The sequence below is a fragment of the Acinetobacter sp. AS167 genome, assembly GCF_037152175.1.
Classification (GTDB): domain Bacteria; phylum Pseudomonadota; class Gammaproteobacteria; order Pseudomonadales; family Moraxellaceae; genus Acinetobacter.
The window spans coordinates 118519-140593 of the sequence record NZ_JBBCMP010000001.1 but is presented as its reverse complement, the minus strand read 5'-3'; the positions used below and the strand labels follow the sequence as shown (position 1 = coordinate 140593).

Genomic DNA, 22075 nt, shown 5'->3' with positions numbered 1-22075 from the left:
GCTTATATTCTTAAATTATTTCTTCCCACCGCTGCTGCCACCACCAGTAAAACCAGCATCTGCCGAACTAAAAGTATCTACTGCAAATTGACCAGCATTTACAATGAATCCACCGACTTCGCGCCGACCATACAGAATCGGAACTGGATTACCTTGTGAGATTGTGGTGACTGCTCCACCAAATCCCTTATTTGCCCTGTTTCCGTCTTGATTTTGATCTTGTGCGTCAACCTTAGGTGTAAGCATCTGTGCAATACCGCCTACAACCATTCCAGCGCCAGCACCAATTAATGCTATGCCTAAATTGGAAGTTGCACCGCCAGTCCAAAAACCAGCAACAATCAAAACCGCCCCAAGTACAAGTTGTAAAACACCACCATTCCCCCCAGCCCCAATGACTTTAGGCACAATCTTGATAACTTTGGCACCAGTCTCAAAATCAATCTGATCCTCAGAGATATTTTCATCATCTTGAAAAACAGCAAAGCTAAGTCCGTGTTCATGAGCGGTTAGCATGAATTGTTCAAAGCCAGGTACTTGGACTGATAGTGCTCTTACAGCTTCACGGGTGCTTTCAACAGCAAGCTTAAATTCCTTACCAAACTTCTTTCCCAGTACGCCATATAATTTGATCGTTTTAAGCATTCTTATGCCTCACAATTTTGACAACACGCTCTTGCCATTGTTGCCCAAAGATTTCACGCACTGACTTTCGACCATAAGGATGATGTAGGATTAATGGTCCACCAAAACAACTTGTGCTTTCTTCTGACTTCAATTGCCACTGATCACCCAACCAAATCACAGCATGATTCGGGTGTTCTGTACGGCCAACATTACACACCAACATGTCACCATACTGAGGTTCTCTGACTTCATAAAATCCAGCTGTGTATAAGTTTTCTAGATAAAGGGATTTATGATCTTTATCACTCCACCAATCATCTTTACGCTCGAAATCAATCAACTGAATACCCAATTCACGATTATAAAAATCACGAATAATTGAATAGCAATCTTGATATCCATGATGGTAATCACGACTAATGAGTGGTGCTTTATAGCCACATGGCTTATAGACTTGAAAATCTACTTCGGGCCAAGCACAGATCACCCATAGCATTTCATGAAGTTCAATTTGTAATAAATCTAAATCAGAAGCACGTGCTGTAGCATTTGGATGTGAATGTACATAAGCTTGAATCTCACCATGATCTTCAGCATTCGCCAAGTCTTCGTGGTGAATTTGAAACTGACCTTTTTCAGCAACATTACGGCATGGAATATACTCACCAGAAACAATAACCCCGCAACATTCTGCGGGGAAACATTGTTCAGCATGAGATAAAATCGCTGCTTTGAGTTTTTTATTTAATTTCATTTTTACACCATTGAAGATGCAGGGAATCCACCAAAATGCAGTTCATTCTCTCGGCAACGACAGCCTGATGTTCGGTAGTTACATCGATCTAAAGCTGGATTGTCTGTTGATTCATCTTTTTCAGTAAACATTGCAGAACCGATATATCCGCACTCTTCGCTTCGATATTCCCAATTGCAGTAGTTTGAGATTTGCCGTGTAGGGATTTTTAGCCCTTCAAAATCCACTGGATTAGAAAGTTCAAAAGTCACTTGCTGAGCATTTTCAGAAGTCTTTTGTTCAATAAACCAAATCTGCTCGCGCTTCTCACTTGGATTCGCACTGGTATTACCAGCACTAAAGTTTTCTGAATCGAGATATTTAGCTAATGTGGTAATGACTTTGATTTTCGCACCAGCAAAATCACCAAACTGTAAACAATATGCAGTTACCGCACCTTGAATACCTTTAATATTGTTGGCCATACTTAAAGTTGGTGCTGAAGCCTTTCCATCACTTCGCATTTCCAAACCACTTACTTGCAACACCATTGGCTCAAAAGTCTGACCATTAAAAATGATATTGCGTTGCCAAACTCTTTCATCACCAAGATCAAATCCCTCACTGGTTGAGACAGACTCATTACCAATCGATGAATAAATCTTTTCCCAGTCTTCATGAAAAATATGACTGTGGAAACGCAAAACGCCAGCTCCTAATGCGCTGGCGTCTAATTCAAATAGTGTGATTAATCCATCTACATACAGCTTTTGAAAATCACTGTTTAACATTGTCATTCACCACAATATCAAGATCCAAGCCTTCCGCATCATAAATGGCTTGAATCGATTGGATTGAAACTCCCAACCGGTTCTGCAAAGAAATAATATGGGGGATCAACCAGCTTATGAATTGTGCTTCTTTTAATGAGACTCGGCTCACATCAGGCTCTTTATCCTTTTTTAAACCGATTAAGACATCATCTGTGGCCTTGTTATAATCAATCGACAGATAATCTATTTTTGATCCAAATTCATAGGCTGATGCTTCAATTTTGACTATGAGTGCTGCAGTAAAACTTGCTTCAATTTGTGTAAATTGCTTTGACATTTTTCATGTTCCTTCAAGTAAAAAGCCCCAACGAGTGGGGCGTGAAGTTAATTAGATTTAAGGGTAAAAAACTTGGGTAAAGGTTGTGGAAATAGTCCAGATCATTCCACCTACTTGACTAGGTGTATAGCTTGTATCTGTTTTAACTCTCACCTCACCATCCAATGGAGAATTCCATAGAAATGAATCTGCCCCTTTATGTCGATCAAAAAAAGCTTTGATTTGAAGGATTTCATCTTTAGTAGACATTCGTTTGTATGCCCATTCCCCCTTTCGATTGTTGATGCCTACTGAGATATTCTGTTCGTAGCCATCTCCAAATTTAGAAGTCAAAATATTGAAGTTTTGTTTGCCTGAGTTTCCATCTAGATCACATGGATATGTAAATTTTTCATTGCTCATAAATTGCGTCCAATAAAAAACCCACTTAGGTGGGTTTTTTAATTTCTAGGTTCTTAAAGTTTCTTGTAAGCAGCTATCATTTCATCAAAGCTTTTCTTAAAGCCTTCGAGTTCCACTTCATTATCAACATTGTATTCATAAGGCCATTTTTTATACCTAGTGTAAGCAACTTTTCCATTCTTTAATTGATTAATAATACTTAATGTATTTGAAAAGAATTTACCCTCTTTTGCGTTTAAAGTTGCATTTTTATCAATTTTCAAGCTACCAGTAGAACTTGGAAAGTGGTTCCCTCCCACCACCACGCCAAACACACCATTCAAGTAAATCAATGACAAATCTTTCTTAAATAGATAGCAACTTTTATCATTGGTAAATCTATCTTTTTTACAACTATACACCCAATCAGGATTGAGTATCTTCTCAACCTCTTTATCTCTAATCTTTTGAGAATCTATTTTTTTCTTAAAATCATTAAAATTTAATTTTGAATAATCGTAAGATAATTTATAGTCATCTTTTAAGTTTTCATTATTAGATAAACTATTTTTTAAAGTTTGAATATTATCACCTAATAAATATGAATTTTCATCATCATCAACAATGACCAATAGGGCTAAATTTTCGTATACATTATAGGCGACATATAAGGATAAATTGTTATTATAAAAATCTTTATTTTTTTGCCAAAACTTTGTAATTAATAAACTATTTGTGACAGATTTGGAATTTAAACACTCTCCCATATCAAAATCATTTATCCTTAATCCTCCAAATTCGCTTAAGTGCATTGACATTTTTGCTTTGAATTTACTATCTGTCTCTAGTAATTTAAAATTATCTATATTGCATTCTTTATCATCTATTGCAGCATTTTGTACATTATAAACAAATGATTCAGTGCTTGACATTCTTTTTAGTCTATCTTCACTATTAATCTGAGAGAAATTCGAAAAGTTCAGTGATGAGTCTAAATTAACGCCATATAGGTTATTCTTATATATTGGATTGGATTTTATTGCTTGTTTCAGCTCACCCTTATTGTCTCCCAATACATAAGCATTTTTATTTTGATCGATAATTACACCTAGTAAATCCTTACTTTTTAGGTTGTAAGCTATAAATAAGTCAACTTTAGTATCAAATATACTATTTTGACTCTGCCAAATATAAGTAGTAAATATATTATCCTGAAAATTAGATAATTGAACGCAATCGCCCTTATCGAAATCTTGTATTCGCATTGAACCAAACGTGTTTAATGTTGATTGTAGTTTTGAGCTAAAGTCTCGATCTGTACTCATAAGGTAAAAATTATCTATTTGGCAATTGATATTAATTTTTGGATTTTTAGTTATTGTTTTTTGAAAGTTAGCAAGATCAATTTGTTTCCCAGCAAAAGATAGACCTGATACCGTCAAAAAAAAGCATATTAATAATAATTTTTTCATTCTAAAGCACTCCTCAAAGTGCTCATAAAATATCAATTAAAACAGAAAAAAGCCACCGAAGTGGCTTTTCTTATTTTGACAACAAACCGCCTTGACGCTTCTCTTGAATAATTACAGCTCTCACAGCATTACCAACAATTTGAGCGAACTGTCTATGATCCTGAGTATTACCACCTGAAGTATTAACGCCTGAGTCAGTGATGTTGACTTCAATTTTAATATCTCTACTGCCTTCACCCTGAGATGAGTTCTTTGGAATAGAATTGAATCGCCTTCTATCAGCATCCTCATTACTCATTCGACTGACACCAACTAAACCACCATCTTTAAATTTTTGAGTACTGGAATCTGGTAAAGTAGATCCTAAAAACTGCGATTTCATAGCAAGATATTCACTTTGAAATGGAATTTCCCCAGTCTGATTCATATAATTTAAAGCAGTCAAACCAAGTTTAGATACGGAAGCAGCTTTCAACATAAACTCACCATTGGATGCCATGATTGGAATATCATCACTCGTTCCAGTGCCTTTACCTGTAATAGGGCCACCAGTTGCAAAACCTTGAGGGGTAATTGCTTGGATCATTGCTAAGAATGTACCTTGATCCAAAGCTGCCTTAGCGCCTGCGGCAACTTTCTGCCATACAGTACCTGGTTCTTTAGCATAAGCATCTGATACAGACGACCATAAATTCATACCAGCTTGAGTAAGTGCAAAGCCCTGCTGCATTGCAAACATAGTTTTATATGCACCTGAACTTTCACCAAGAATACCTTTAAACATATTCGCAAATGAACCTGTCAATTGCTGAGCTTGTGTTAATTGCAAATTCAAGGAATCCGTTTGATACTGATTTTCAATATCAATCATCCGCTTATTGTGATCAGCCCAAATTTTCTCACGAACCTCAGCTAATTTTTCCAAATCAGCACCTGGTTCTTGCTCTTGTCTCTCAGCGTCAGCACTCTGCGTTTCAAGTAGGGTTTGTGAAACCGCCATTCTGCTGAATTTATCTTGACTAATCTGGTATCGCCCTGTAGATCCATTCATTTGGGCTTGAACGGATTCCCAGCCTGTTGAGGCGTCTCTTAAACGTCTACTTAAATCAGCTTGATGTATTAAATATGTCCAAACTCTTAAAGGTTTACTTTCTGATAACTTATTCATCACTTTATCAACCTGCATATTTAGGTTAAAATTCATTTATGTTCTGATCCTCAAGTGTACGTTGTGGGTTGGAAACAAAGACCTCAATGTTTGCCGCATTGGGGTTTTGCTTTATTTATAATCTGAAAAATTGAAATTCAATTTATCGCGCTCTTTCCTAATGGCTTGCTTGCAAGCTCACTCTGAAATAATTGTGTTGATGTTATAAAAAGTATTTTTTAATTTCATGCCTTACAGGGGGTTAATGAATTTTTCAAAATTACGCCTGTAGGTTTTGACAAATTAAACTTTGTACGATTGTCCAAAATAATTCATATAATGCTGTCAATTGGCTTGGATTATTTTTTATTCACTTCACTCAAATACTTCCCATCCAGCGCAAAGATACACTCAACAAAAAGCCCTCGATCCAAGTCACAACCGTACACATCAAAATAGCTTTTAATATCCGCAAGAGTGAGTGAATCATAGAACCCACCACCCTGCGGAAAAGCAATAAACCGTCGCGCCCTTGAAATTAAATTAAAGGCTTTGATGATATGGTTTGCGGTGTAACTAGGTTCTAAACGCTCAGGTGGTTTTATGCCAAGCTTTTGGTAGACTTCTGCTGTTTTTTCTTCGCACCATTTGATGTTTCTTTGTTCGTAGTGCTTGAGGACTTTCCCACTTCATCAACAATCTCTTCTGCCTTAGAGTCATGGATCACTTTGGCTTTGTCCATGATGAATACGATAATTTCAAGTGCTTGCTTAGAGCTTGTACAAATCAGTTCTGCATTTTGCGCGCTGTATTCAATCGGCTTTTTATCCTTACCTACTAGCCCAACCCATCCTAGCAAAAGATGTGAAACAGCACGGTTAAAACCTAATTTGGCCTTAACCGCTCCTTCATCGGTAACGGCCTTAATGCCTGCAAGCTCTTGCTCAGCTTGAATCCCATTGAGTTCAAGTGAACGTTGAAACGATGGCTTATCAATACTCGCAATGAGTAGCTTTACACCATCTTTAAAATCAAACCATTCTTGAACATATTCAATGGACTTCTGTTCTTCGATTTCAATTAACATGATTAAGGCCCCGCAACTACAGGAATACGTGTAAGAGTTGGTGCAACATCCGCTACTGTAAACGAGAATTGGGTAGTTAATACATCACCAGCGCCACCACTTGGCAAAGGTGCAGATACTTGAACCTTAGGTAGTTTGAGTGTGTATTTATTACCTGCAGTATCTTTCAATGAATATTCAAGGCCGATCGGTTCATTTAAGAATTGTTTTTCATAAAGTTCTGCAGTGTTTTTGGACCATGCAATTGTAAAGTTACCACTGCCTTTCATAATGGTTTCTAAGATTGCGGCAATGTTATTTTCATAGTCTAAGCACTTCTGAATCTGCATTGTATTATCAATGGTTAATTCAATCTGAGTGATGCACATTCCGGGTTTCTTTTCACCATCAATAAGAATGTCACCAGTTGATAGACTGGTTAATGGAATAGCATCCACTGCAGGTGTTACAGTCCCAGTCGGTGCAACCTCATAAGCTGTACGCTTCATTCCCATAATTGCGAATTTAGAAGTCACAATGCCACTATCAGGAATCGATAAAGTCCACTGGTTAATGTGGCAACCGGTGAAAACTTGGAAATTATCGATATCGCTAAAGCCGCGAATAATTGATAGGGTTTTTCGAGTAGTGCCGCCAAAAGCTAAAACGTTGGCTGCCCATTGGTTGAAGGCTACCAACTCTAAGACACCATCTTGAATGCCATAAGCCCATTCAGATTCAATATCTCCTTGCACTTCAACACCAGTTACTAAAGTGCCGGCTGCAATTCGTGAATCTTTAATCGTTTGCGATTCGGTGGTTTGTGCTGATGCATCTAAACCATTCGTGGTAAATGCAAATGTATTCCAAGTTGTTGCAATCACACCAGGTGATGCTTCAAAACCAACTCGAGTTAATTGTTTAGCTCCAGAACTCATTAAGTTCTCCTTAATTTAGGCGTAAAAAAACCTCCCTTAAGGAGGTGGTTGATTTAAATGTAATTCAGGTTAGTTACGTGATTTAGCTAGTTCACTCGAAATTCAGCTCTCAGGATCTTTGCAAAAAAATTATCATCATCCATACCTTGTGGCGCATGGACTTTATAAACTTCAAGAGTGGAAACACCAAAGGATTGTAAGAAGTCACGCCATTTAACACATAGATTAGTCATTTCAATCGTGCCTGTATTCTTTGGTGCAAAGCATTGTATTGAAATAGTACCTATATCTCGAATACAGGGCTCATTTCCAATTCCAGCTATTTGGCTGTCTCCATATTGAATATAGACCTTACACCAAAGTTTATTTGGTGGTGGCTCAAATGGTTTACCATCTGGAGTTTTCTGATTTTCAATACGAAGATTTGTTTTTTCCACACCACTAAATTGACCTATTCGCTTGTATATCGCCAATTCAGCCTCTGATAAAGTCATCATTTATATTTACTCGTAACTGACTGGAAAGTGATTGAATAAATTCCTAGTGGTGCTTGCCCAGAATGTCCATTCTCTAGAGCAATTGCGTAAGGTAAATTATTGCTAATGAATACTCTCATCCCTAATTGAACGCTCAGTATTTTAGCCATTCCATCTGCAATGGTAGTGGTACCTGATTTATCTATTTTCTGAAAGTCTTTGGTGTAATCCACACTACCAATTGAAACACGATGATTACCTCTGAAAGCCCCTGTATCGACTGGACTTTTAAGTACAACACCTTGAAGCATTGCAGCAGTGATTTTTCTTTGTAATTCTGAGCCATCACGTAATACTTGGAGTGTGAATTGTGATGGTCTTAATCCGTTCCATCCCATAAGTTTCACCCATCAATCAAAATTAAACTTTTCTCAGTTGGCAAACCCAAATACTACCACTTGGATCTTTAGCTACGCTCAAAACTTTAAACTCACCACCTGCCACCCAAAAATCATCAATCTGAGGCACACCACTTACCTCATTTTGAAGCACAGTAGCTTTTAAATCTTCAACTTGGTAATTGATAGGCTTTACTAAATCTCGCTTATATGAGCCAAACACTCCACGTCCAGAGTATTGCTCAACGGTAACTATAGGATAAGTCTGCGTAACAAAGTCGAAATCACCTGATTGGATTTCTTTAGAACAGGTAAAAGTGGTGATAGCATCAGCAAGTTTTGTATTAAAGGCTTTAGCCACTTTGGATTGAATCTTATCTCTCATCCGCGATACACCTTGAATGTGAATCCTTTGGGTTTTAGATCCAGCGAATTTATAAATGCTTTAGCGATCTGCTCAAATTCTGATATTTCACGACTTCCTTCTACAAATGACTCTTCAACTTCAACTGAATCGGCCTTAATACGCTCGCTTGTAGTTTGCCGTGATACTCCTGAATAAATCACACCAGCTTTAATGCCTTTCACGATTTCACATGCTGCATCTTGCAATAAAGGATCTATTGGATTAGGAACAAAACCTATTTCATTCTTCATCCATGTATTGGCCAGCAAAACTAGACGAGCCTTATCACTATCATCGGCGAAGTCTGCACCAAGGATAGATTCAGCTTCTGCAATAGTAATAAAGCTCATAGTGTTATTCCTTTGGCAATAGGGCTAGCAAGTCATCTTTTTTTGCATCAGATGAGAATGCAATGCCTTTCAGTTTGAGTACATCTTTAAGTTCATCTACTTTAAGTTTTGAATAATCCACTAACTGAAGTTCAGAGATACGTTCTTGCATTGCACCAACATCATTTTTAAAGGCAATAAATTCACCTTCCACGGTGGCTAGTTGCTCTTTTGTATTAGTTAGATCAAGTGCTACAGCATCGAATTGCTCAGTAGGTATCAAACCAGTAAAATCAGTAGGCTCACCGTGCAAAAACTCAGTCTTTAATGATTCCAATTGTTGTTTTAGATCTTCATTCTCAACAACAACCTTTTCACATTCTGCCTTTGCGTCATCAATCACAGCTTGGAGTTCTGGTGTAATACCAACCTCAACATCTACAGTTAAAGGGTTGATAGAAAGTTCTTCACCCTCACACAATTCATGCTGGCCATGCTGAAAATCCGATTCGTTAATGATGCGAAAATCTTCACCATCTTTAATTTTTACTGTTTTTGCTAACATTGTTTATTCCTTAAAAAAGAAATGGGCGCAAGACGCCCAAACCATTACCCAATTAGCAAACCGATATGCCGCTTAGTAACAGCCTTTACACCCCAAGCTAAAGCAACTTCATACACAACCTGTTTGTACTGGCGATAAACTGATACTTCAAAAGCCAATCCAGTTAAAGGATCAACAATCGTAGTGCGGTCATCTGCGCTATCACCACCTTCGGGTAATGCAGGCGCACGTGTTGCTAATGCGATCGCAGAGCGAGAGAAAGCTACATTCGGCGTGTAAGATGAGCCAAGAGTAATTACAGAATTATCTGCAGGTTCAATAATTAGCCCTCCATTTAATGAAAGGTTGGCACCAACCAGCCCACCCGAAACATATTTATTGGTGTCACCAGCAAAAGTCAAAATGTCACCAGCTAAAACAGCACCAGTACCACCGTCAACAGTTAAAGTTTTATCACCAATTGCAGGTGCACCATTCACCAGGTAGTCAGCACCAGATCCTTTAGTGTGAATACCAATTGAATGAGAGTGGCGAATAGCAAAATTCATTACACGGTCAGTCATACCATTTCGTAGTAAATCAGCACTTCCAGCTTCATTTACTTTAAAGAGCTGTGATTGCTTACCACGGAAGTTACCAATTGCCGAATGTCCTAAAACTAACTGTAGGTCATTACGTGGTGCGCCATTGCGCTCTAATACACCCAAAATGCCTGAAAAGTCTGTCATATCAGCTGCTACAGCAAATGGAGTAGATCCAGCCACACCATATGCACCACCAGCACCTTTATATGCTTCAAGCCAGCAATCATATTCAACTTCATTAATCAATGTCCGCATCGCTTGTGCAAAGCGATCAGCCATAATTGTTTGATACGTTCCAGCATTTTGAAGTGAGCGAGTTTCCTCACCATTCCAACGAATCGGCACATTGCGAGATTTAGTAATCTTCGCAACCACATTATCAACTGTGCCATCACCAGCATTAGGCGCAGTTACACCAGGCACAGTATCTTGTGCACCGGCAACTGTAGTTACAGGAATTTTTACGTCATCCCCCACGGCGGCACGCTCAATTGTACTATCACGCGTAACAGCTGGAATAAACCCTGTTAATTCACGAGATACGATATCCATAGCAGTGTAAAGCGTAGGTAGTAAACCATTTAAATTGTTAGCCATTTATTGGACTCCAAAAATAAGAAAACCTGCTAATGCAGGCTGTAAGATATTTACAAATCAAGATTCAATTTCACCGCCACTTTTCATAAATGATGCTTTATCAGTAGGGCTTAATTGCTCAAAACCTTGACGTGACATTGATTTACCGCCAACCTGCCCACTTTGACCATTAAAGCCACCACCACCTGCTTGAGAGCCTTTAAGTAAAGAATCTTTGTGTTGATATCCACCAACAAGAATCTCTAAGGCTTCATCAAAACCAGCTGCATCACCATGATTGGTACGTGAATAAATCTTTTGACCGTTGTTGTCATAAGCAGTTGGCTTACCATCTTCAACTTTGAAGTTTTTGCCAAACATCGCTTGAAATACATCCGCAGGAACAGCTGATTTATCTGCAATATATTTAGATCGAGCGAATCCACCACCAATTAATTCACTATGTAATTGCTGTTGATATGTGTCACGATCTTTGGTTAATTGCTCAATTTGTGGATTGTATTTTTGCTCGAATGACTGTGTTACTGATGCAATCGCTTCATTACGAACACGCTCTGCTTCACCAGCATCAATCAATTTTTTAGCATCAAGATTCTGGACAGTAGTCAAAGCTTGTTTGGCTTTTTCAACATCAAGACCTTCAAATGCTTTCAAGCTAGTTTCTGCTGCTTCTTTTGCTTCACGATGGGTTTTAGCTTCCGCATTTAAAGAACTGATTTTTTGTACCGCATGGGCAGCATCAAAACCTACTTCTTTACCATCATCATGAACATAAATAGGCAAACCTTGCTCGTTCACTTCAGCGTATGTTTTACCTTCAACAACTACAGTTTTGATTTTCATAGGTTTCCACCTTTTAAAATTGAGCATCCGCTCGTTGCGCCTTGTTCATCCGAATTTCAGGCAATAAAAAACCGCCTTTCGGCGGTCGTATTGATTTTAAAAAAATTAAGAAATTACTGATAACTCAATAATTGCAAATTCATAACCTTCAGATTCTAAATTTTTGCCTAAGCTTTTTAGATGTTCTATTGCATTTTGTCTTGAAGTAAAAAGACCAACATTAATAACATTATGCTCAAGCCCATCCTCAATTTTCAGGTCAAACGTTTTAAGATAAAAATATTTTTCTTGCATTTTTAACCCCCTTAAAATTAAAAGACTTTTTACATAGTTAAGTTATACCTTAAATAATCTTTACTTCGTTTTAAATAGTTTTACAAATTGTAATTACAAACTTAAATCATTAAGAGTTTTGATATCATTTTTTCTCAATTCCTTAAGCGTGAATGCCTTTCCACTTAATGGATCAACAAATTTATCAATTGATAACCCACCTTCTGAATAGAGTTTGTATTTCGATGGACCTAACCATTCTTTTTGAAAAGATTCATCCTGATGAGCAAACCATTCTTTATACGTTTGATTCGCATACACCTGACCTATCTTGCTTTCACGTTGATCTTTAGGAATATTTTTGACAGCTCTCTTATCTGAAACGAAAGGACGTATACCAGCTAAATCACCATCTTTATCACAACCTACTTGAATAGTTCGGCAACGGCGGTGATATGGTGGTTTCTGATGACCTTCCCCAATTTGTTGTATGCGTCCATCTTTGGCAGCACAGCCTAAACTTGTACGCCCATCCAATGTTGCCACATCTTTTGTGTAGTTGAAGCCTAAGGCTTTCCAAGTATCCAGATATGAAATATTACTGACATGTGATCTTGCAGTTCTAACTTCGGCATCTATCGCATTACGGGTCTGATTTAATAAACCATCTGAGTAATTTAGCTTTTTAGTCCCCTTGATCCGTTGAACAATTTTCTGACTCGTTTGTCCCTGGTAAATACCATCACGAATAACATATTCAACCTTTTTAAGGACATCCTCAGCAATATTTGGAAAAATCAGATCGATCAGCTGACCTTCAGCATAAGGAACTTTCCTAAACTTATTAAAAAGCTTGTCACCTTCTAATTTAGGTTGCTTCTTTTCAGCTAAAGCATAAATAAATCCAGCCTCATGAACTGCTAAAGCAATTGCTGAAGCTGTAAATATCTCAGGAAGTACGACAGATATTGATTGCTGCCAATTCATCAAAATTCCTAAGATATCTTTCAATGAAGAGGTCGTGTATTTACCACTTGCCAAAATCGTCTTTTCAACTTCGTTTAGATCGATTAGCAAATTTTGAAGCTTATTTAACATCTCGATAGATAAACCATCAAACGTTTTTAGAATTTCATTAACTGATGCTGAAGAAAGTCGTTGAAGATATGAGTTGTGTTGATTTAAGGCATCAAGTATTGCTTGTTGAATCATTTGATCTTTCATCATCTACACCTTGATATGGCAGATAACCACCTAATGGCTTGCTCATCCGATATTCATCTATCTTTTTCTCGATATCTTCCCATTTGGCATCTGAGAACGTTCCTGTTTGCTCATATTGATAAAGAACTTCTGGTGGTATTAACTCACCTTGCACCATCTCTAAAATCAGTTTTGAACGTTCTACACTGTATTTCTGCTTATTGAAATCTTGAGAAATCACATAAGTTAATTCATCTGGTTTTATGTCATGGTTAGGCAATGCAAATTTCGCGCACCAACGTAAAGCCATTTGAAGTGCTTCACTAATGTTTGATACTGCCAAAGAGACGACAGAATGCTGAATAGAATCCTCATTATCGGCTTGAGTTGCAGTCTTATTAGCAGATCCTACTTCAATTAGGCGAGCACCCATTTCTTTCATTTGCCCCCATTTGTCTGTCATCAATTGTTTGGCCAAGTTATTACTTTCTGCTTGTACAATTTCAATTTTGGTTGGGAAGCCACGGCGCGAACCCACAGTTAAACCTTCATTCTTTGCAATTTCGTATTGCTCATGAGTCACATCAGGCATTGAAATAATGGGTTGACCAACAACAAAACCTGATTCTTCAACATCAGCGCTGTTACGGTAATGAGCGAGGTTTAAATCTGCGAGTTCAAGCAAAGGTGCGTTATCAATTTCATCTGTATTATCTACAGCTCCACAAAATGTGAATGGAATATATGACCAGGCTTTTCCATGATAATCTGTAGGGGTATATTTTTTATCTTCCACCCACTCGCCTTTATCATTCTGCTTATAAATTTGAACTGTATATGTATGGCCATTCTCACCTTCATCCAGTCTTAAAAATCTATATTGTTTCTTAACGTCACGGCCAAAACCGTCGGCAGTACGTGTAGAGACAGTTTCAAGAATCTTTACGAAAGAAAGCTTTTTCTGATTGCCCAAAATAATATGGTCCCAATCTTCAACTGAGGCTGCTTTTAGGACATGAATCATTGGAAATGCATTCTTTTGTTTATCTTCCTCCCGGTTACGACTGGGAGCTACTTCTGGATAATCAACATACACACCACAACGATAATGCTTGAGGATTAAACTCAACATGTATTGTGATGTTTGGAAAATCGAACGCCCAGATCCATCAGCATTACGATCTAAATACTCTAATTCTTCAGGTCGTTTGAAATCAGGAAGCTTATTAAAAGCTAAACCAATGTTGCTTTTCAGAGTTCGGCCAGTTACACCATAAAATACAGCTCGATCCAAATACTCTGTGTATCTGTCATCTTCTTCAAAAGTTTGTGGAACAGGTAAATAACGTTTTCCTTTAGCTTTAACTGCAGTCTGCCCTTTACAAACATCATCCACTTTTGTCCAAGCATTAATATTTGCACTATATTCTGTGTGCAGTGATGTTATTCCTGTCATTTTCTTCGTCCAAAAATAGAAATGTCTTTAAGGCTGGTTACAGGTTTTATAATCGGGAATCGCTTTGCCAATGGATAACCACCAGCATCTCCCACATGATCTAAACCTGATTTTTTATCTGGCATTCCAAAATCATCATAAATTTGCTGTTCTAGCGTTTCTGTAAAACGGGGGCATTTGTTGGTATTTACTTTAAGTGTTCGCTCACCCTCTGCATTAAGAATCAGAGCATTTACTGCGTTAATCCGATCTTTAATTGCAGGGTTTATTCCATCCACTTCAATCCTAAAACCCTTATCTCGTAATATTTGGTGATCTGACTCACTGCTATTTTTAGATGATGTAGATTGCCCTGCTGCATCAGGAATTACTGTCATTTCATGAAATGGAAAGCGCTCAATAAGTAAAGTTGCCATTGTTGGTGTATCTCTTACCCCAACCATCTCATCCAATGCTAGGGGCTTACCATCACGTATGACATAAATAACTGCAGCCATTTTCAAAACGTTAAAGTCCATACCAATGAGTAAAGACTCATTAGGTCTAATTTCTTCATTGGTGTGATTTAATTTTCGATCAAAATCAGGATATACAGCCCCACTAGTTAAGTTTACGAACTGCCCTTTTAAATATGCAGAAATGAGCTGAGGTGGATAGGACTCGAATAACGAAGAAATATAATCATCAGGTAAATTTGCTTCATTATCGTAGGTTGAAGCCTGAATCATTCCGTAAAGTGCTCGTTTCTGAGGTGTTGAGTTTGCCTCTTTTACAAACTGTTCATGTGTAAATTTAAATCCCTCAGGTGTGGTGGCCACATCAATACCATTGATTAAACCCGCTTGCTTATAACGCATACGAGCAATGATTTTTCGCCATGCTTGTTGCGCTTTAAGCGTAGGCATGACATCAAGTTCATCAATTAGCCCATGGCCAATTTTAAAACCAACAATTGTTTGAGGTTTTTCCATTGAACGGCAAATAACTGTACTTCTGTATTGGCGACCATAGTAAATATCAACTTCCTTATTTGACTCATAAATCTTGGTCTTAAGGCCCCAGTCAAAAGCAACTTCGTCAATGGTAGGAAAGAAAATATCTCGTATCTGAGGATAGGTTGGTGCAAAGTAGCCCAAAGGTACTTTCGGAAATTCCCAAGACTTATCACAAAGACTTGAACATCCCACCCAAGTTTTACCAGATCCAAACCCTGCGACAAATGCACGAAACTTATTTTTGAGTTGTAGAAAATTAGCCTGAGGTACATTCAGGGTCGGATTTATGTTCGGCATTTTCTTTACTCGCATCAACAACCTGAATTGTTACTTTTACTGGTGTAGGATCATCAGCGCCTTCACCATCTCCGTTTTTAATTCTGTCTATTTCAAGCTGTTTAAGCTGCTCATCTAATAATTGAATTTCATAACCATGCATTTCATCCTTAACCTGTTTAATGATGCTTTGTTTTTTTACTTTATTATTCTTCCAATCGACATACATCTTTTGGAGTTCATTAAGGCGTACCGCTTTATTGGCTAATGGAATGTCATATATATTTTTCTTGAAATGTTCGCGTGTATGTTGAAAAAGTGTCTTAAGCTTTTTACTCATTCCTCTACATGTTGCTTTTGTTGGATCATATGAGGCAACTTGCTGCCGTTCAATTTCAATACCAAATTCTTCTCTTACAGCATCTACAACTTGTTGAGGGGTTTCAAAGCAAGCAAGAGACTGAACTATAAAGATTTTCACAGGCTCTTTAAGTGTTGCCATAACCACCCCTTCGTAAGACTACGTAAGGGTAAATAGGCAAAAAAAAGAGCCAAGAGGCTCAATTGATCACACAAGTTCCACAACACGCAGATACATTAAAATCTGATACAAACGGCGGGTTCTTAGCGACCTCAACCAATCGCTTGACGTTCTCGCTTGCTCCCCAACGTTTGACTACCCCGATAAATTCCTCTACATCATGACCTGCTAAATAGTGCTTAGGTAAGCCTGTATGATCGCTATAGAGTATTTCCCCATCTTCATCACGCTCTACACCAATATGGTAAAGCTCATGCTCAATCAAAGCACAAAATTCACGGTCATTTGCACGTTCGCAAAAGCTTGCATCGACAGTAATGAGATAAACAGGAACAAATCCAAACCAGTCGCGCATTTGCTGCTCTTGCCGAGCTTTACGCCATCCACCTTGGTTAAACATTACTTTTTCACACTGGCCTAACACCATCCGTTTTTTAGCTACGGCGGCAGATGACGCCCAAGCGAAAGCTAAAAAAGTTTCATCGTCGTGTAATAGCTCTGCTATGTGGTCATGGTCGGGGTTATGAAGTGCACCGCCAAGCGTAAGAAAGTTGGTTACCACCCATTCTTTTAGATCCACGGCGGGTGCCAAGCGAATCGCTTCCTCTTCTTCTGCTTGATCAATTAGCTCAGTTGATGGAAATGGTCTGATCTGTTCCATTGAAAATATGCCTCTTCAAATTCTTAAGCCACTTGGAAGCTTGGTTAGATTCAATTTGCATTGGACCAAATTCATCAATCTTATGTCTATTCGCTGATTCTATCCTTACAACGGTATAACCCATTTCAGACGCCAAATCGTAACGATCCATACTCCAAGCTTTATCTTTCAGCTTACCTTTGCGACCACCCGACCAAGGTCCACCAGAAATTTCAACTAAAATTCTGAGTTCAATAAGATGAAAATCAAAACGCCAATGTTTTGTTGATTCAAATTGGAATAGTTTCTCATACTTAATTTTTAATACATTCAGCGATTGCTCAAAGTCTTCAAATGCTTCTAGGTATGCTTCTTTTGCCTTAGGTAAAGGTCTTGTTCTTGGTTTTAGTTTAGGTAGATTCTTTTTTGTTCGTTCATGATACTGCTTTAAATCCAATGGAATGTAACTCCCAAAAATTGACTTCAGATTAGTGTTTAACAAAACAAATAAAAAGTTAACTTAAAGATTTTATTTTTTTAAATATAAATATCAATAACTTAAACATATTGTGCAAAACGCAAAAAATCATTAAAATAAATATCAAACTTATGGTTATTAATTAAGTTTTTTATCATTCCTGAAAGTTTCTAATGAGGTGAAGTATGTTATATTTTTTTTTAATCTTGTTCTTAGGAGTATCTATTGATGATAGAAATAAATATTAAGGTAAAAATTAAAAAACCCCTAAATGCAGAGCCTATAGTTTGGTCGACGAAGAATCTGCTAGAAGGGGCTTGGTTTTTACGACTTAAATTAAACTGGACATATGTCTTTGTTTTTATTAAGTGTATATATTGGTTACATGTCTATATAAATCAATATATACCTTATCTTACAACTTAATTTCCCTTGCTTCAAGCCAACGCTTTCTCATGAAGGCGTTTTTGTTTTAAATACTATATTTAAAAATAAAGACCCCGCTACTTATTATGCAAAAATATCCGATCTAGCGCTATCAGTATGCTAACCTTAGTCTTCAATGTAAATTTTATATTTAGCTTTTAGAGTTTAAATTCTATATTTATATGACTGGCTTTAAAATTAATAACTTTCCATTTATTTAATCATAATCATCTTATTGAATAAGTTACCTATAATTTTATATTTTGAAAATGCAATATGTAATTCATCACAATTTTTTGTAACTCCAAGCTAACAATATTTAATGATTTCAATTGAGATAAAATTTTAGGATCTTCAAAGCTAATGTTTTTATTATTAAAAATTAATTCTAAATCATTAATGTATACTTCTATTTTATAAATGCTTTCATCATCTGAAATATGTTGAAGCAATCCATAATACAAATTCAAATACTGAAGATTCTCAGCATATCTAATTTTAATTTTTTCTACATGATAATCATTTTTAGCCTCCACTTTCCCCCAACTATCAATTATGGCTTTTATATTATGATGATTATCGTGCAAATAATTATAGAAAACTTTACTTTCAGCTGCAATAACATCACTAGCTTTTTGAGACCTCCAGCCATTGTAAGTCAATAGTAACGCTAATGGTGCAAATAAAGTAGCAGACCATATTAATAAATTTGTTGTAAGAGTGATATCAAGCTTAAAGAAAAAAATAATTGCATATAAAACCACATCAACTAATATCAAATATCCGTATATAGCCAAAATTTCATGTATGAATGTACTATTCTTCAATTTATAAAGTTCCGATATAAATAAACCCCGCAATGCGAGGTTTTAGACGGCGGTGTTATACAAATTCGCCAAGTTATCACAAATATGCCATAACCTGTGCGCACACTCAAGTGGTTTTTTCGAAAGTTTCAAAGACAAAATGCGAATATCGACTCTTAATAAAAGCCATTCCGCATTTAATATCTTGTCTAATCTGATTCACTGTTGTGTCATTACTTGAAGAGATATCTCTTAGAGAATTACCTATTACATGATGTGACCATACTGAAGAAATCCATTCTTGAAGAATTTCATCTTCTATCAATTGAACATCTAAAAATAATCTTTGGAAAGCTCGTGCTTCATTACTATTCAGTTGACAACAGGTACCACGACGACGAACACATAAGCGATCCTTTAAATTCTCATCATTTATATACATAGCAAGCAGTCTTTCACGCTGCTTCTGTGTAATTCGCTTTGTTGGCATTGTTTTTACAATACGTACCATTGTTTCATTATCACCATTTATCCAAGCCCCTAACTGGCGACACCATTCCTCAAAGCTGTACTTTTTCCAATCTGTTGCCTGCATAATTGTAATTGCTGCATTCATATAATCACCCTTTTAACCGTCTAATTTCTTCAATCGCTTTACCGCTCTTTACCTGCTCAGTGCTATATCTGAACACTAAATAACCCAGTACCTGAGCTGAGTTATATTTCTCCATATCTGCTATATAACCTTTCCCCCTTGTATGTCTGCCATTGCTCCAAATACCTCCTTCAACTTCTATTAAAATCTTGGTACCAGTTATATGAAAATCAGCTCTCCATTTTCGATTTTCATTGAACTGATACTCTTGTTTAAATTCGATTCCGTAAGCTCTCAAATGCTGAATTAATGTTGCTTCACCATCACTTACAACACGTTCTTTTTTTGATGAATTACTACGCTTTGATTTCCTTTTCACCTTAGGCGCGTATTTCTTTTTATATTCAGCAATTGAGATGCTTTCCACTTACGCTGCACCTCTGCTCTTGGATTTAAATCCAACGTTAGCAAGATATGATTTCCAATTCTGGCGTTCAGTTGGATCAGCAAGTTTTGCAGCTATGCGACCAGCAAGATTTTCGTATGATTCACCTGCAGTGCTGTACTTGCTGATAACTTCAGGATGTCGAGCAAGTTTGTTTGCAAACATGTACATCTGACTTGGTGAAGCGAAAACAAGGAAATCAGGATCTAAATTAATTTGCTCAGGCTTACATTTATTTCCGTATTTATGGCGATTTTTTAAAAGCCAGTCTGCAAAGTGGTAAATCATCAAGTCAGCACAAAGATTGTTTCCAGCATTAAAAAGTTCGAAAGTTTTCTTTTCGCGCTCAAACCAACTTGCTTCGATAATTTCTTTTGGTGTCACATTGGGATCAGCCTGTTCTAATTCCAAACGAAGTTTTTTAAAACAAAGCCACCCATTTTTATTTTTAGATTCATTAATAGATTCTTTGAAAGATTCCGTGTCCCAACGTTGGGACTCTTTAACGGAATTGTTGGGACTGTTTAATGGAATTGTTGGAACTGTTCCATTATTGGTACTGTTCCATTGTTGGGACTCTTTAGACCCTTTAAAAGTACCATTGTTGGTATTGTTTAAGTCTTGATTTTCATTACTTAACAGTACCGTTATTGGTACTGTTTCACGACCACATACACCCATCAATTGATAAACTTTTACCTGTTTTGTGCGCCCTTTCCGCTCCCCAGTATCAATAATTAATCCATCTTCAACCAATTCATCGATGATTTTTAAAACGGTTTTACGATCCATTTCGGTATCTTCAACCAATCTGGCCACACTTGGATAAGCGCAATGATCCTCACTTGCACGATCCGCAAGTGACAGTAAAACCAATTTTTTTAAAGGTTTTATACTGCCACCTTTCTTTTGTTTTTGTCTAATTTTCCATGCCCAAATGGTTGCATCTAAGCTCATAATTCACCGACCTTAGGCTTTACGTACCCACCAAATGAAATGACCTGTTCAGCTTTGATCAGGCTCGTAATAACCTGACTTGCTAACCAAATCGTGATCTTGAATCGATAAGCCATCTTTTGGGCCAATTCTTCCTTGGTTACAGCTGCATTCTCTTCGTTGTAACCACGCAATCTTAGATTGCCTTTTTTGATGCCATGAATATGGTTCAACAAAAGCAAAGTTGGTTCATAAAATGATTGGATTTCCTGAGTCTGTTTATGCTCAGGTTTAATTTGAAAATGGCTATTCATGAAACCTCCGCTAGTGCTTGTTCAGCTTCGGTTAAACGGCGATTGGCTTGGATTTCTGCAATTGATGCTGTGCGAACTTCATTTGCAAAAACATGCAGCAAATAACTTTTAGACTCAATTTCGTACATATCAAGATTTGAGTGAAACTCTTCAACACTGAATAATTCCTCTGAATCTGTCGTGTAATTTGGCTTTGTGAGAACTACAACATCACCTGTTAGAAAATCAGCATTAATGTTGTTTGTGTTTTGGTGTTGTGCTAAATTTGATTTCATATTCATTGGTCCCATAATTGATGAATTAAAAGCCTGATTCGCGAGATCAGGCTTTTTCTATTTCGTTGTATCCAAGTTCAATATCGATTCCAAAATCATCAATATCATCTTGAAAAAGATCATCTACAGAATTAAGTCGTCCCATATATCCCTTAGCCATAGCCAATAAAGCTGCAAGTTTTTCTTTGTGAATTAACTTGTATTTCTTTGGAACGATTTTTAACCCCATTGCGTCCAATGCTGCGCAAGTGTTTTCAAAGTCACTCAAGCCATTGCTTTTCTTGTCATTTTTCATTCTAGAAAATGTGGTTGGATCAAGTCCAATTGAATCAGCAATCTGCGCATTGTTGGTGCTTGCAAGAACACGCATAACTCGTGAAATGCTATTTCTAGCGCTTGCAGACAATTCATTTAATACTTTGCTCATGGTGGTTCCTAAGCTGCACTGGTCTTTCTAAGAAAGAAGTCAAATATGCTTTTGTGGGTTAGTTTCTGATTGCTCGCATCTACCATTCTTTGAATGGTATCCATGCTTGGTTTTTTGCGTCCATGGATAAGATGAGATTCCATATATCCATAAGAAATTTTTGTGGTTTCACAAAATTTAATGCGTTGATCTTTATCGAGACCACGCCAGAAATCGTAAAGGGTAACCATAAATACACCCGGAAGGTAAATTAAATATAAATATACCCACAAGGTAAATAAAAAACAACCTCTCAGGGTATTTATTTTTTCTACCTG

The 22075-nt window shown here is 37.1% G+C and carries 30 protein-coding genes and 1 pseudogene; all 31 read right to left on the bottom strand.

Annotated features, from left to right (window positions below; all coding sequences use genetic code 11):
• Positions 1-15: 15 nt before the first annotated feature.
• Positions 16-645: a tail assembly protein gene (locus WFN33_RS00760; RefSeq protein ID WP_336950854.1), complete on the bottom strand. Its 630-nt coding sequence runs from the start codon at positions 643-645 to the stop codon at positions 16-18.
• Positions 638-1381, bottom strand: coding sequence for a C40 family peptidase (locus WFN33_RS00755; protein ID WP_336950853.1), 744 nt, complete (start codon positions 1379-1381; stop codon positions 638-640). The genes WFN33_RS00760 and WFN33_RS00755 overlap by 8 nt, the downstream gene beginning before the upstream one ends.
• A 2-nt stretch (positions 1382-1383) precedes the next feature.
• Positions 1384-2151 carry a phage minor tail protein L gene (locus WFN33_RS00750; protein WP_442892746.1) on the bottom strand — a complete coding sequence of 256 codons (768 nt, stop codon included), beginning with the start codon at positions 2149-2151 and terminating at the stop codon, positions 1384-1386.
• On the bottom strand, positions 2138-2470 hold the full coding sequence (locus WFN33_RS00745) for a hypothetical protein (protein ID WP_336950851.1): 333 nt from the start codon (positions 2468-2470) through the stop codon (positions 2138-2140). Before WFN33_RS00745 ends, WFN33_RS00750 begins: the two co-directional genes overlap by 14 nt.
• Positions 2471-2527: 57 nt before the next feature.
• Positions 2528-2872: a phage tail protein gene (locus WFN33_RS00740; RefSeq protein WP_336950849.1), complete on the bottom strand. Its 345-nt coding sequence runs from the start codon at positions 2870-2872 to the stop codon at positions 2528-2530.
• 53 nt (positions 2873-2925) lie between these two features.
• Complete coding sequence (locus WFN33_RS00735; protein WP_336950847.1) at positions 2926-4323, bottom strand: hypothetical protein; 1398 nt, start codon at positions 4321-4323, stop codon at positions 2926-2928.
• A gap of 70 nt (positions 4324-4393) precedes the next feature.
• Positions 4394-5527 carry a hypothetical protein gene (locus WFN33_RS00730; protein ID WP_336950846.1) on the bottom strand — a complete coding sequence of 378 codons (1134 nt, stop codon included), beginning with the start codon at positions 5525-5527 and terminating at the stop codon, positions 4394-4396.
• Positions 5528-6071: 544 nt separating this feature from the next.
• Complete coding sequence (locus WFN33_RS00725) at positions 6072-6557, bottom strand: hypothetical protein (RefSeq protein WP_336950845.1); 486 nt, start codon at positions 6555-6557, stop codon at positions 6072-6074.
• Positions 6558-6559: 2 nt separating this feature from the next.
• Positions 6560-7474 (bottom strand): phage tail tube protein, encoded by a 915-nt coding sequence (locus tag WFN33_RS00720; RefSeq protein WP_336950844.1) that lies wholly within the window; start codon positions 7472-7474, stop codon positions 6560-6562.
• An 86-nt stretch (positions 7475-7560) separates the two neighbouring features.
• Positions 7561-7971 carry a hypothetical protein gene (locus tag WFN33_RS00715; protein WP_336950843.1) on the bottom strand — a complete coding sequence of 137 codons (411 nt, stop codon included), beginning with the start codon at positions 7969-7971 and terminating at the stop codon, positions 7561-7563.
• A complete protein-coding gene (locus WFN33_RS00710; RefSeq protein ID WP_336950842.1) occupies positions 7968-8348 on the bottom strand; it encodes a hypothetical protein in 381 nt (126 codons plus the stop codon). Before WFN33_RS00710 ends, WFN33_RS00715 begins: the two co-directional genes overlap by 4 nt.
• 22 nt (positions 8349-8370) lie before the next feature.
• Entirely contained in the window at positions 8371-8733 is a 363-nt protein-coding gene (locus tag WFN33_RS00705) for a glutamate 5-kinase (RefSeq protein WP_336950841.1), read from the bottom strand.
• Complete coding sequence (locus WFN33_RS00700; protein ID WP_336950840.1) at positions 8730-9104, bottom strand: hypothetical protein; 375 nt, start codon at positions 9102-9104, stop codon at positions 8730-8732. The genes WFN33_RS00705 and WFN33_RS00700 overlap by 4 nt, the downstream gene beginning before the upstream one ends.
• Before the next feature lie 4 nt (positions 9105-9108).
• Positions 9109-9648: a HeH/LEM domain-containing protein gene (locus WFN33_RS00695; RefSeq protein ID WP_336950839.1), complete on the bottom strand. Its 540-nt coding sequence runs from the start codon at positions 9646-9648 to the stop codon at positions 9109-9111.
• A gap of 44 nt (positions 9649-9692) precedes the next feature.
• A complete protein-coding gene (locus tag WFN33_RS00690; protein WP_327858635.1) occupies positions 9693-10829 on the bottom strand; it encodes a P22 coat - protein 5 family protein in 1137 nt (378 codons plus the stop codon).
• Between the two features lie 57 nt (positions 10830-10886).
• Positions 10887-11672 carry a DUF6651 domain-containing protein gene (locus tag WFN33_RS00685; protein WP_336950837.1) on the bottom strand — a complete coding sequence of 262 codons (786 nt, stop codon included), beginning with the start codon at positions 11670-11672 and terminating at the stop codon, positions 10887-10889.
• A gap of 105 nt (positions 11673-11777) precedes the next feature.
• Complete coding sequence (locus tag WFN33_RS00680) at positions 11778-11966, bottom strand: hypothetical protein (protein ID WP_004720068.1); 189 nt, start codon at positions 11964-11966, stop codon at positions 11778-11780.
• A 93-nt stretch (positions 11967-12059) separates the two neighbouring features.
• Entirely contained in the window at positions 12060-13169 is a 1110-nt protein-coding gene (locus WFN33_RS00675) for a phage head morphogenesis protein (protein ID WP_336950836.1), read from the bottom strand.
• Positions 13135-14604, bottom strand: a complete 1470-nt coding sequence (locus WFN33_RS00670; RefSeq protein ID WP_336950835.1) for a DUF4055 domain-containing protein — start codon at positions 14602-14604, stop codon at positions 13135-13137. Before WFN33_RS00670 ends, WFN33_RS00675 begins: the two co-directional genes overlap by 35 nt.
• Positions 14601-15896 carry a terminase large subunit domain-containing protein gene (locus tag WFN33_RS00665; protein WP_004720064.1) on the bottom strand — a complete coding sequence of 432 codons (1296 nt, stop codon included), beginning with the start codon at positions 15894-15896 and terminating at the stop codon, positions 14601-14603. Before WFN33_RS00665 ends, WFN33_RS00670 begins: the two co-directional genes overlap by 4 nt.
• A complete protein-coding gene (locus WFN33_RS00660) occupies positions 15856-16377 on the bottom strand; it encodes a DUF2280 domain-containing protein (RefSeq protein ID WP_336950834.1) in 522 nt (173 codons plus the stop codon). The genes WFN33_RS00665 and WFN33_RS00660 overlap by 41 nt, the downstream gene beginning before the upstream one ends.
• 58 nt (positions 16378-16435) lie before the next feature.
• Positions 16436-17077 (bottom strand): putative metallopeptidase, encoded by a 642-nt coding sequence (locus tag WFN33_RS00655; RefSeq protein ID WP_336950833.1) that lies wholly within the window; start codon positions 17075-17077, stop codon positions 16436-16438.
• Positions 17046-17513 carry a hypothetical protein gene (locus WFN33_RS00650; RefSeq protein WP_336950832.1) on the bottom strand — a complete coding sequence of 156 codons (468 nt, stop codon included), beginning with the start codon at positions 17511-17513 and terminating at the stop codon, positions 17046-17048. The genes WFN33_RS00655 and WFN33_RS00650 overlap by 32 nt, the downstream gene beginning before the upstream one ends.
• A gap of 695 nt (positions 17514-18208) precedes the next feature.
• Entirely contained in the window at positions 18209-18787 is a 579-nt protein-coding gene (locus WFN33_RS00645) for a hypothetical protein (protein WP_336950831.1), read from the bottom strand.
• A gap of 106 nt (positions 18788-18893) precedes the next feature.
• Entirely contained in the window at positions 18894-19382 is a 489-nt protein-coding gene (locus tag WFN33_RS00640; protein ID WP_336950830.1) for a hypothetical protein, read from the bottom strand.
• Between the two features lie 4 nt (positions 19383-19386).
• Complete coding sequence (locus WFN33_RS00635) at positions 19387-19788, bottom strand: DUF559 domain-containing protein (protein WP_336950828.1); 402 nt, start codon at positions 19786-19788, stop codon at positions 19387-19389.
• Positions 19789-20763, bottom strand: a pseudogene (locus tag WFN33_RS00630) (helix-turn-helix domain-containing protein).
• On the bottom strand, positions 20760-21056 hold the full coding sequence (locus WFN33_RS00625) for a hypothetical protein (RefSeq protein ID WP_336950827.1): 297 nt from the start codon (positions 21054-21056) through the stop codon (positions 20760-20762). The pseudogene WFN33_RS00630 and the gene WFN33_RS00625 overlap by 4 nt, the downstream one beginning before the upstream one ends.
• Complete coding sequence (locus tag WFN33_RS00620; protein WP_336950826.1) at positions 21053-21331, bottom strand: hypothetical protein; 279 nt, start codon at positions 21329-21331, stop codon at positions 21053-21055. The genes WFN33_RS00625 and WFN33_RS00620 overlap by 4 nt, the downstream gene beginning before the upstream one ends.
• Positions 21332-21377: 46 nt before the next feature.
• Positions 21378-21758 carry a transcriptional regulator gene (locus WFN33_RS00615; protein ID WP_336950824.1) on the bottom strand — a complete coding sequence of 127 codons (381 nt, stop codon included), beginning with the start codon at positions 21756-21758 and terminating at the stop codon, positions 21378-21380.
• Between the two features lie 8 nt (positions 21759-21766).
• Positions 21767-21988 (bottom strand): XRE family transcriptional regulator, encoded by a 222-nt coding sequence (locus WFN33_RS00610; RefSeq protein WP_336950823.1) that lies wholly within the window; start codon positions 21986-21988, stop codon positions 21767-21769.
• Positions 21989-22075: the final 87 nt, after the last annotated feature.

What these genes read in the sequence shown, in the direction of transcription:
- WFN33_RS00760 (WP_336950854.1), bottom strand. Translation starts at nt 645, where the DNA reads ATGCTTAAAACGATCAAATTATATGGCGTACTGGGAAAGAAGTTTGGT.
- WFN33_RS00755 (WP_336950853.1), bottom strand. Translation starts at nt 1,381, where the DNA reads ATGAAATTAAATAAAAAACTCAAAGCAGCGATTTTATCTCATGCTGAA.
- WFN33_RS00750 (WP_442892746.1), bottom strand. Translation starts at nt 2,151, where the DNA reads ATGTTAAACAGTGATTTTCAAAAGCTGTATGTAGATGGATTAATCACA.
- WFN33_RS00745 (WP_336950851.1), bottom strand. Translation starts at nt 2,470, where the DNA reads ATGTCAAAGCAATTTACACAAATTGAAGCAAGTTTTACTGCAGCACTC.
- WFN33_RS00740 (WP_336950849.1), bottom strand. Translation starts at nt 2,872, where the DNA reads ATGAGCAATGAAAAATTTACATATCCATGTGATCTAGATGGAAACTCA.
- WFN33_RS00735 (WP_336950847.1), bottom strand. Translation starts at nt 4,323, where the DNA reads ATGAAAAAATTATTATTAATATGCTTTTTTTTGACGGTATCAGGTCTA.
- WFN33_RS00730 (WP_336950846.1), bottom strand. Translation starts at nt 5,527, where the DNA reads ATGAATTTTAACCTAAATATGCAGGTTGATAAAGTGATGAATAAGTTA.
- WFN33_RS00725 (WP_336950845.1), bottom strand. Translation starts at nt 6,557, where the DNA reads ATGTTAATTGAAATCGAAGAACAGAAGTCCATTGAATATGTTCAAGAA.
- WFN33_RS00720 (WP_336950844.1), bottom strand. Translation starts at nt 7,474, where the DNA reads ATGAGTTCTGGAGCTAAACAATTAACTCGAGTTGGTTTTGAAGCATCA.
- WFN33_RS00715 (WP_336950843.1), bottom strand. Translation starts at nt 7,971, where the DNA reads ATGATGACTTTATCAGAGGCTGAATTGGCGATATACAAGCGAATAGGT.
- WFN33_RS00710 (WP_336950842.1), bottom strand. Translation starts at nt 8,348, where the DNA reads ATGGGATGGAACGGATTAAGACCATCACAATTCACACTCCAAGTATTA.
- WFN33_RS00705 (WP_336950841.1), bottom strand. Translation starts at nt 8,733, where the DNA reads ATGAGAGATAAGATTCAATCCAAAGTGGCTAAAGCCTTTAATACAAAA.
- WFN33_RS00700 (WP_336950840.1), bottom strand. Translation starts at nt 9,104, where the DNA reads ATGAGCTTTATTACTATTGCAGAAGCTGAATCTATCCTTGGTGCAGAC.
- WFN33_RS00695 (WP_336950839.1), bottom strand. Translation starts at nt 9,648, where the DNA reads ATGTTAGCAAAAACAGTAAAAATTAAAGATGGTGAAGATTTTCGCATC.
- WFN33_RS00690 (WP_327858635.1), bottom strand. Translation starts at nt 10,829, where the DNA reads ATGGCTAACAATTTAAATGGTTTACTACCTACGCTTTACACTGCTATG.
- WFN33_RS00685 (WP_336950837.1), bottom strand. Translation starts at nt 11,672, where the DNA reads ATGAAAATCAAAACTGTAGTTGTTGAAGGTAAAACATACGCTGAAGTG.
- WFN33_RS00680 (WP_004720068.1), bottom strand. Translation starts at nt 11,966, where the DNA reads ATGCAAGAAAAATATTTTTATCTTAAAACGTTTGACCTGAAAATTGAG.
- WFN33_RS00675 (WP_336950836.1), bottom strand. Translation starts at nt 13,169, where the DNA reads ATGAAAGATCAAATGATTCAACAAGCAATACTTGATGCCTTAAATCAA.
- WFN33_RS00670 (WP_336950835.1), bottom strand. Translation starts at nt 14,604, where the DNA reads ATGACAGGAATAACATCACTGCACACAGAATATAGTGCAAATATTAAT.
- WFN33_RS00665 (WP_004720064.1), bottom strand. Translation starts at nt 15,896, where the DNA reads ATGCCGAACATAAATCCGACCCTGAATGTACCTCAGGCTAATTTTCTA.
- WFN33_RS00660 (WP_336950834.1), bottom strand. Translation starts at nt 16,377, where the DNA reads ATGGCAACACTTAAAGAGCCTGTGAAAATCTTTATAGTTCAGTCTCTT.
- WFN33_RS00655 (WP_336950833.1), bottom strand. Translation starts at nt 17,077, where the DNA reads ATGGAACAGATCAGACCATTTCCATCAACTGAGCTAATTGATCAAGCA.
- WFN33_RS00640 (WP_336950830.1), bottom strand. Translation starts at nt 19,382, where the DNA reads ATGAATGCAGCAATTACAATTATGCAGGCAACAGATTGGAAAAAGTAC.
- WFN33_RS00625 (WP_336950827.1), bottom strand. Translation starts at nt 21,056, where the DNA reads ATGAATAGCCATTTTCAAATTAAACCTGAGCATAAACAGACTCAGGAA.
- WFN33_RS00620 (WP_336950826.1), bottom strand. Translation starts at nt 21,331, where the DNA reads ATGAAATCAAATTTAGCACAACACCAAAACACAAACAACATTAATGCT.
- WFN33_RS00615 (WP_336950824.1), bottom strand. Translation starts at nt 21,758, where the DNA reads ATGAGCAAAGTATTAAATGAATTGTCTGCAAGCGCTAGAAATAGCATT.
- WFN33_RS00610 (WP_336950823.1), bottom strand. Translation starts at nt 21,988, where the DNA reads ATGGTTACCCTTTACGATTTCTGGCGTGGTCTCGATAAAGATCAACGC.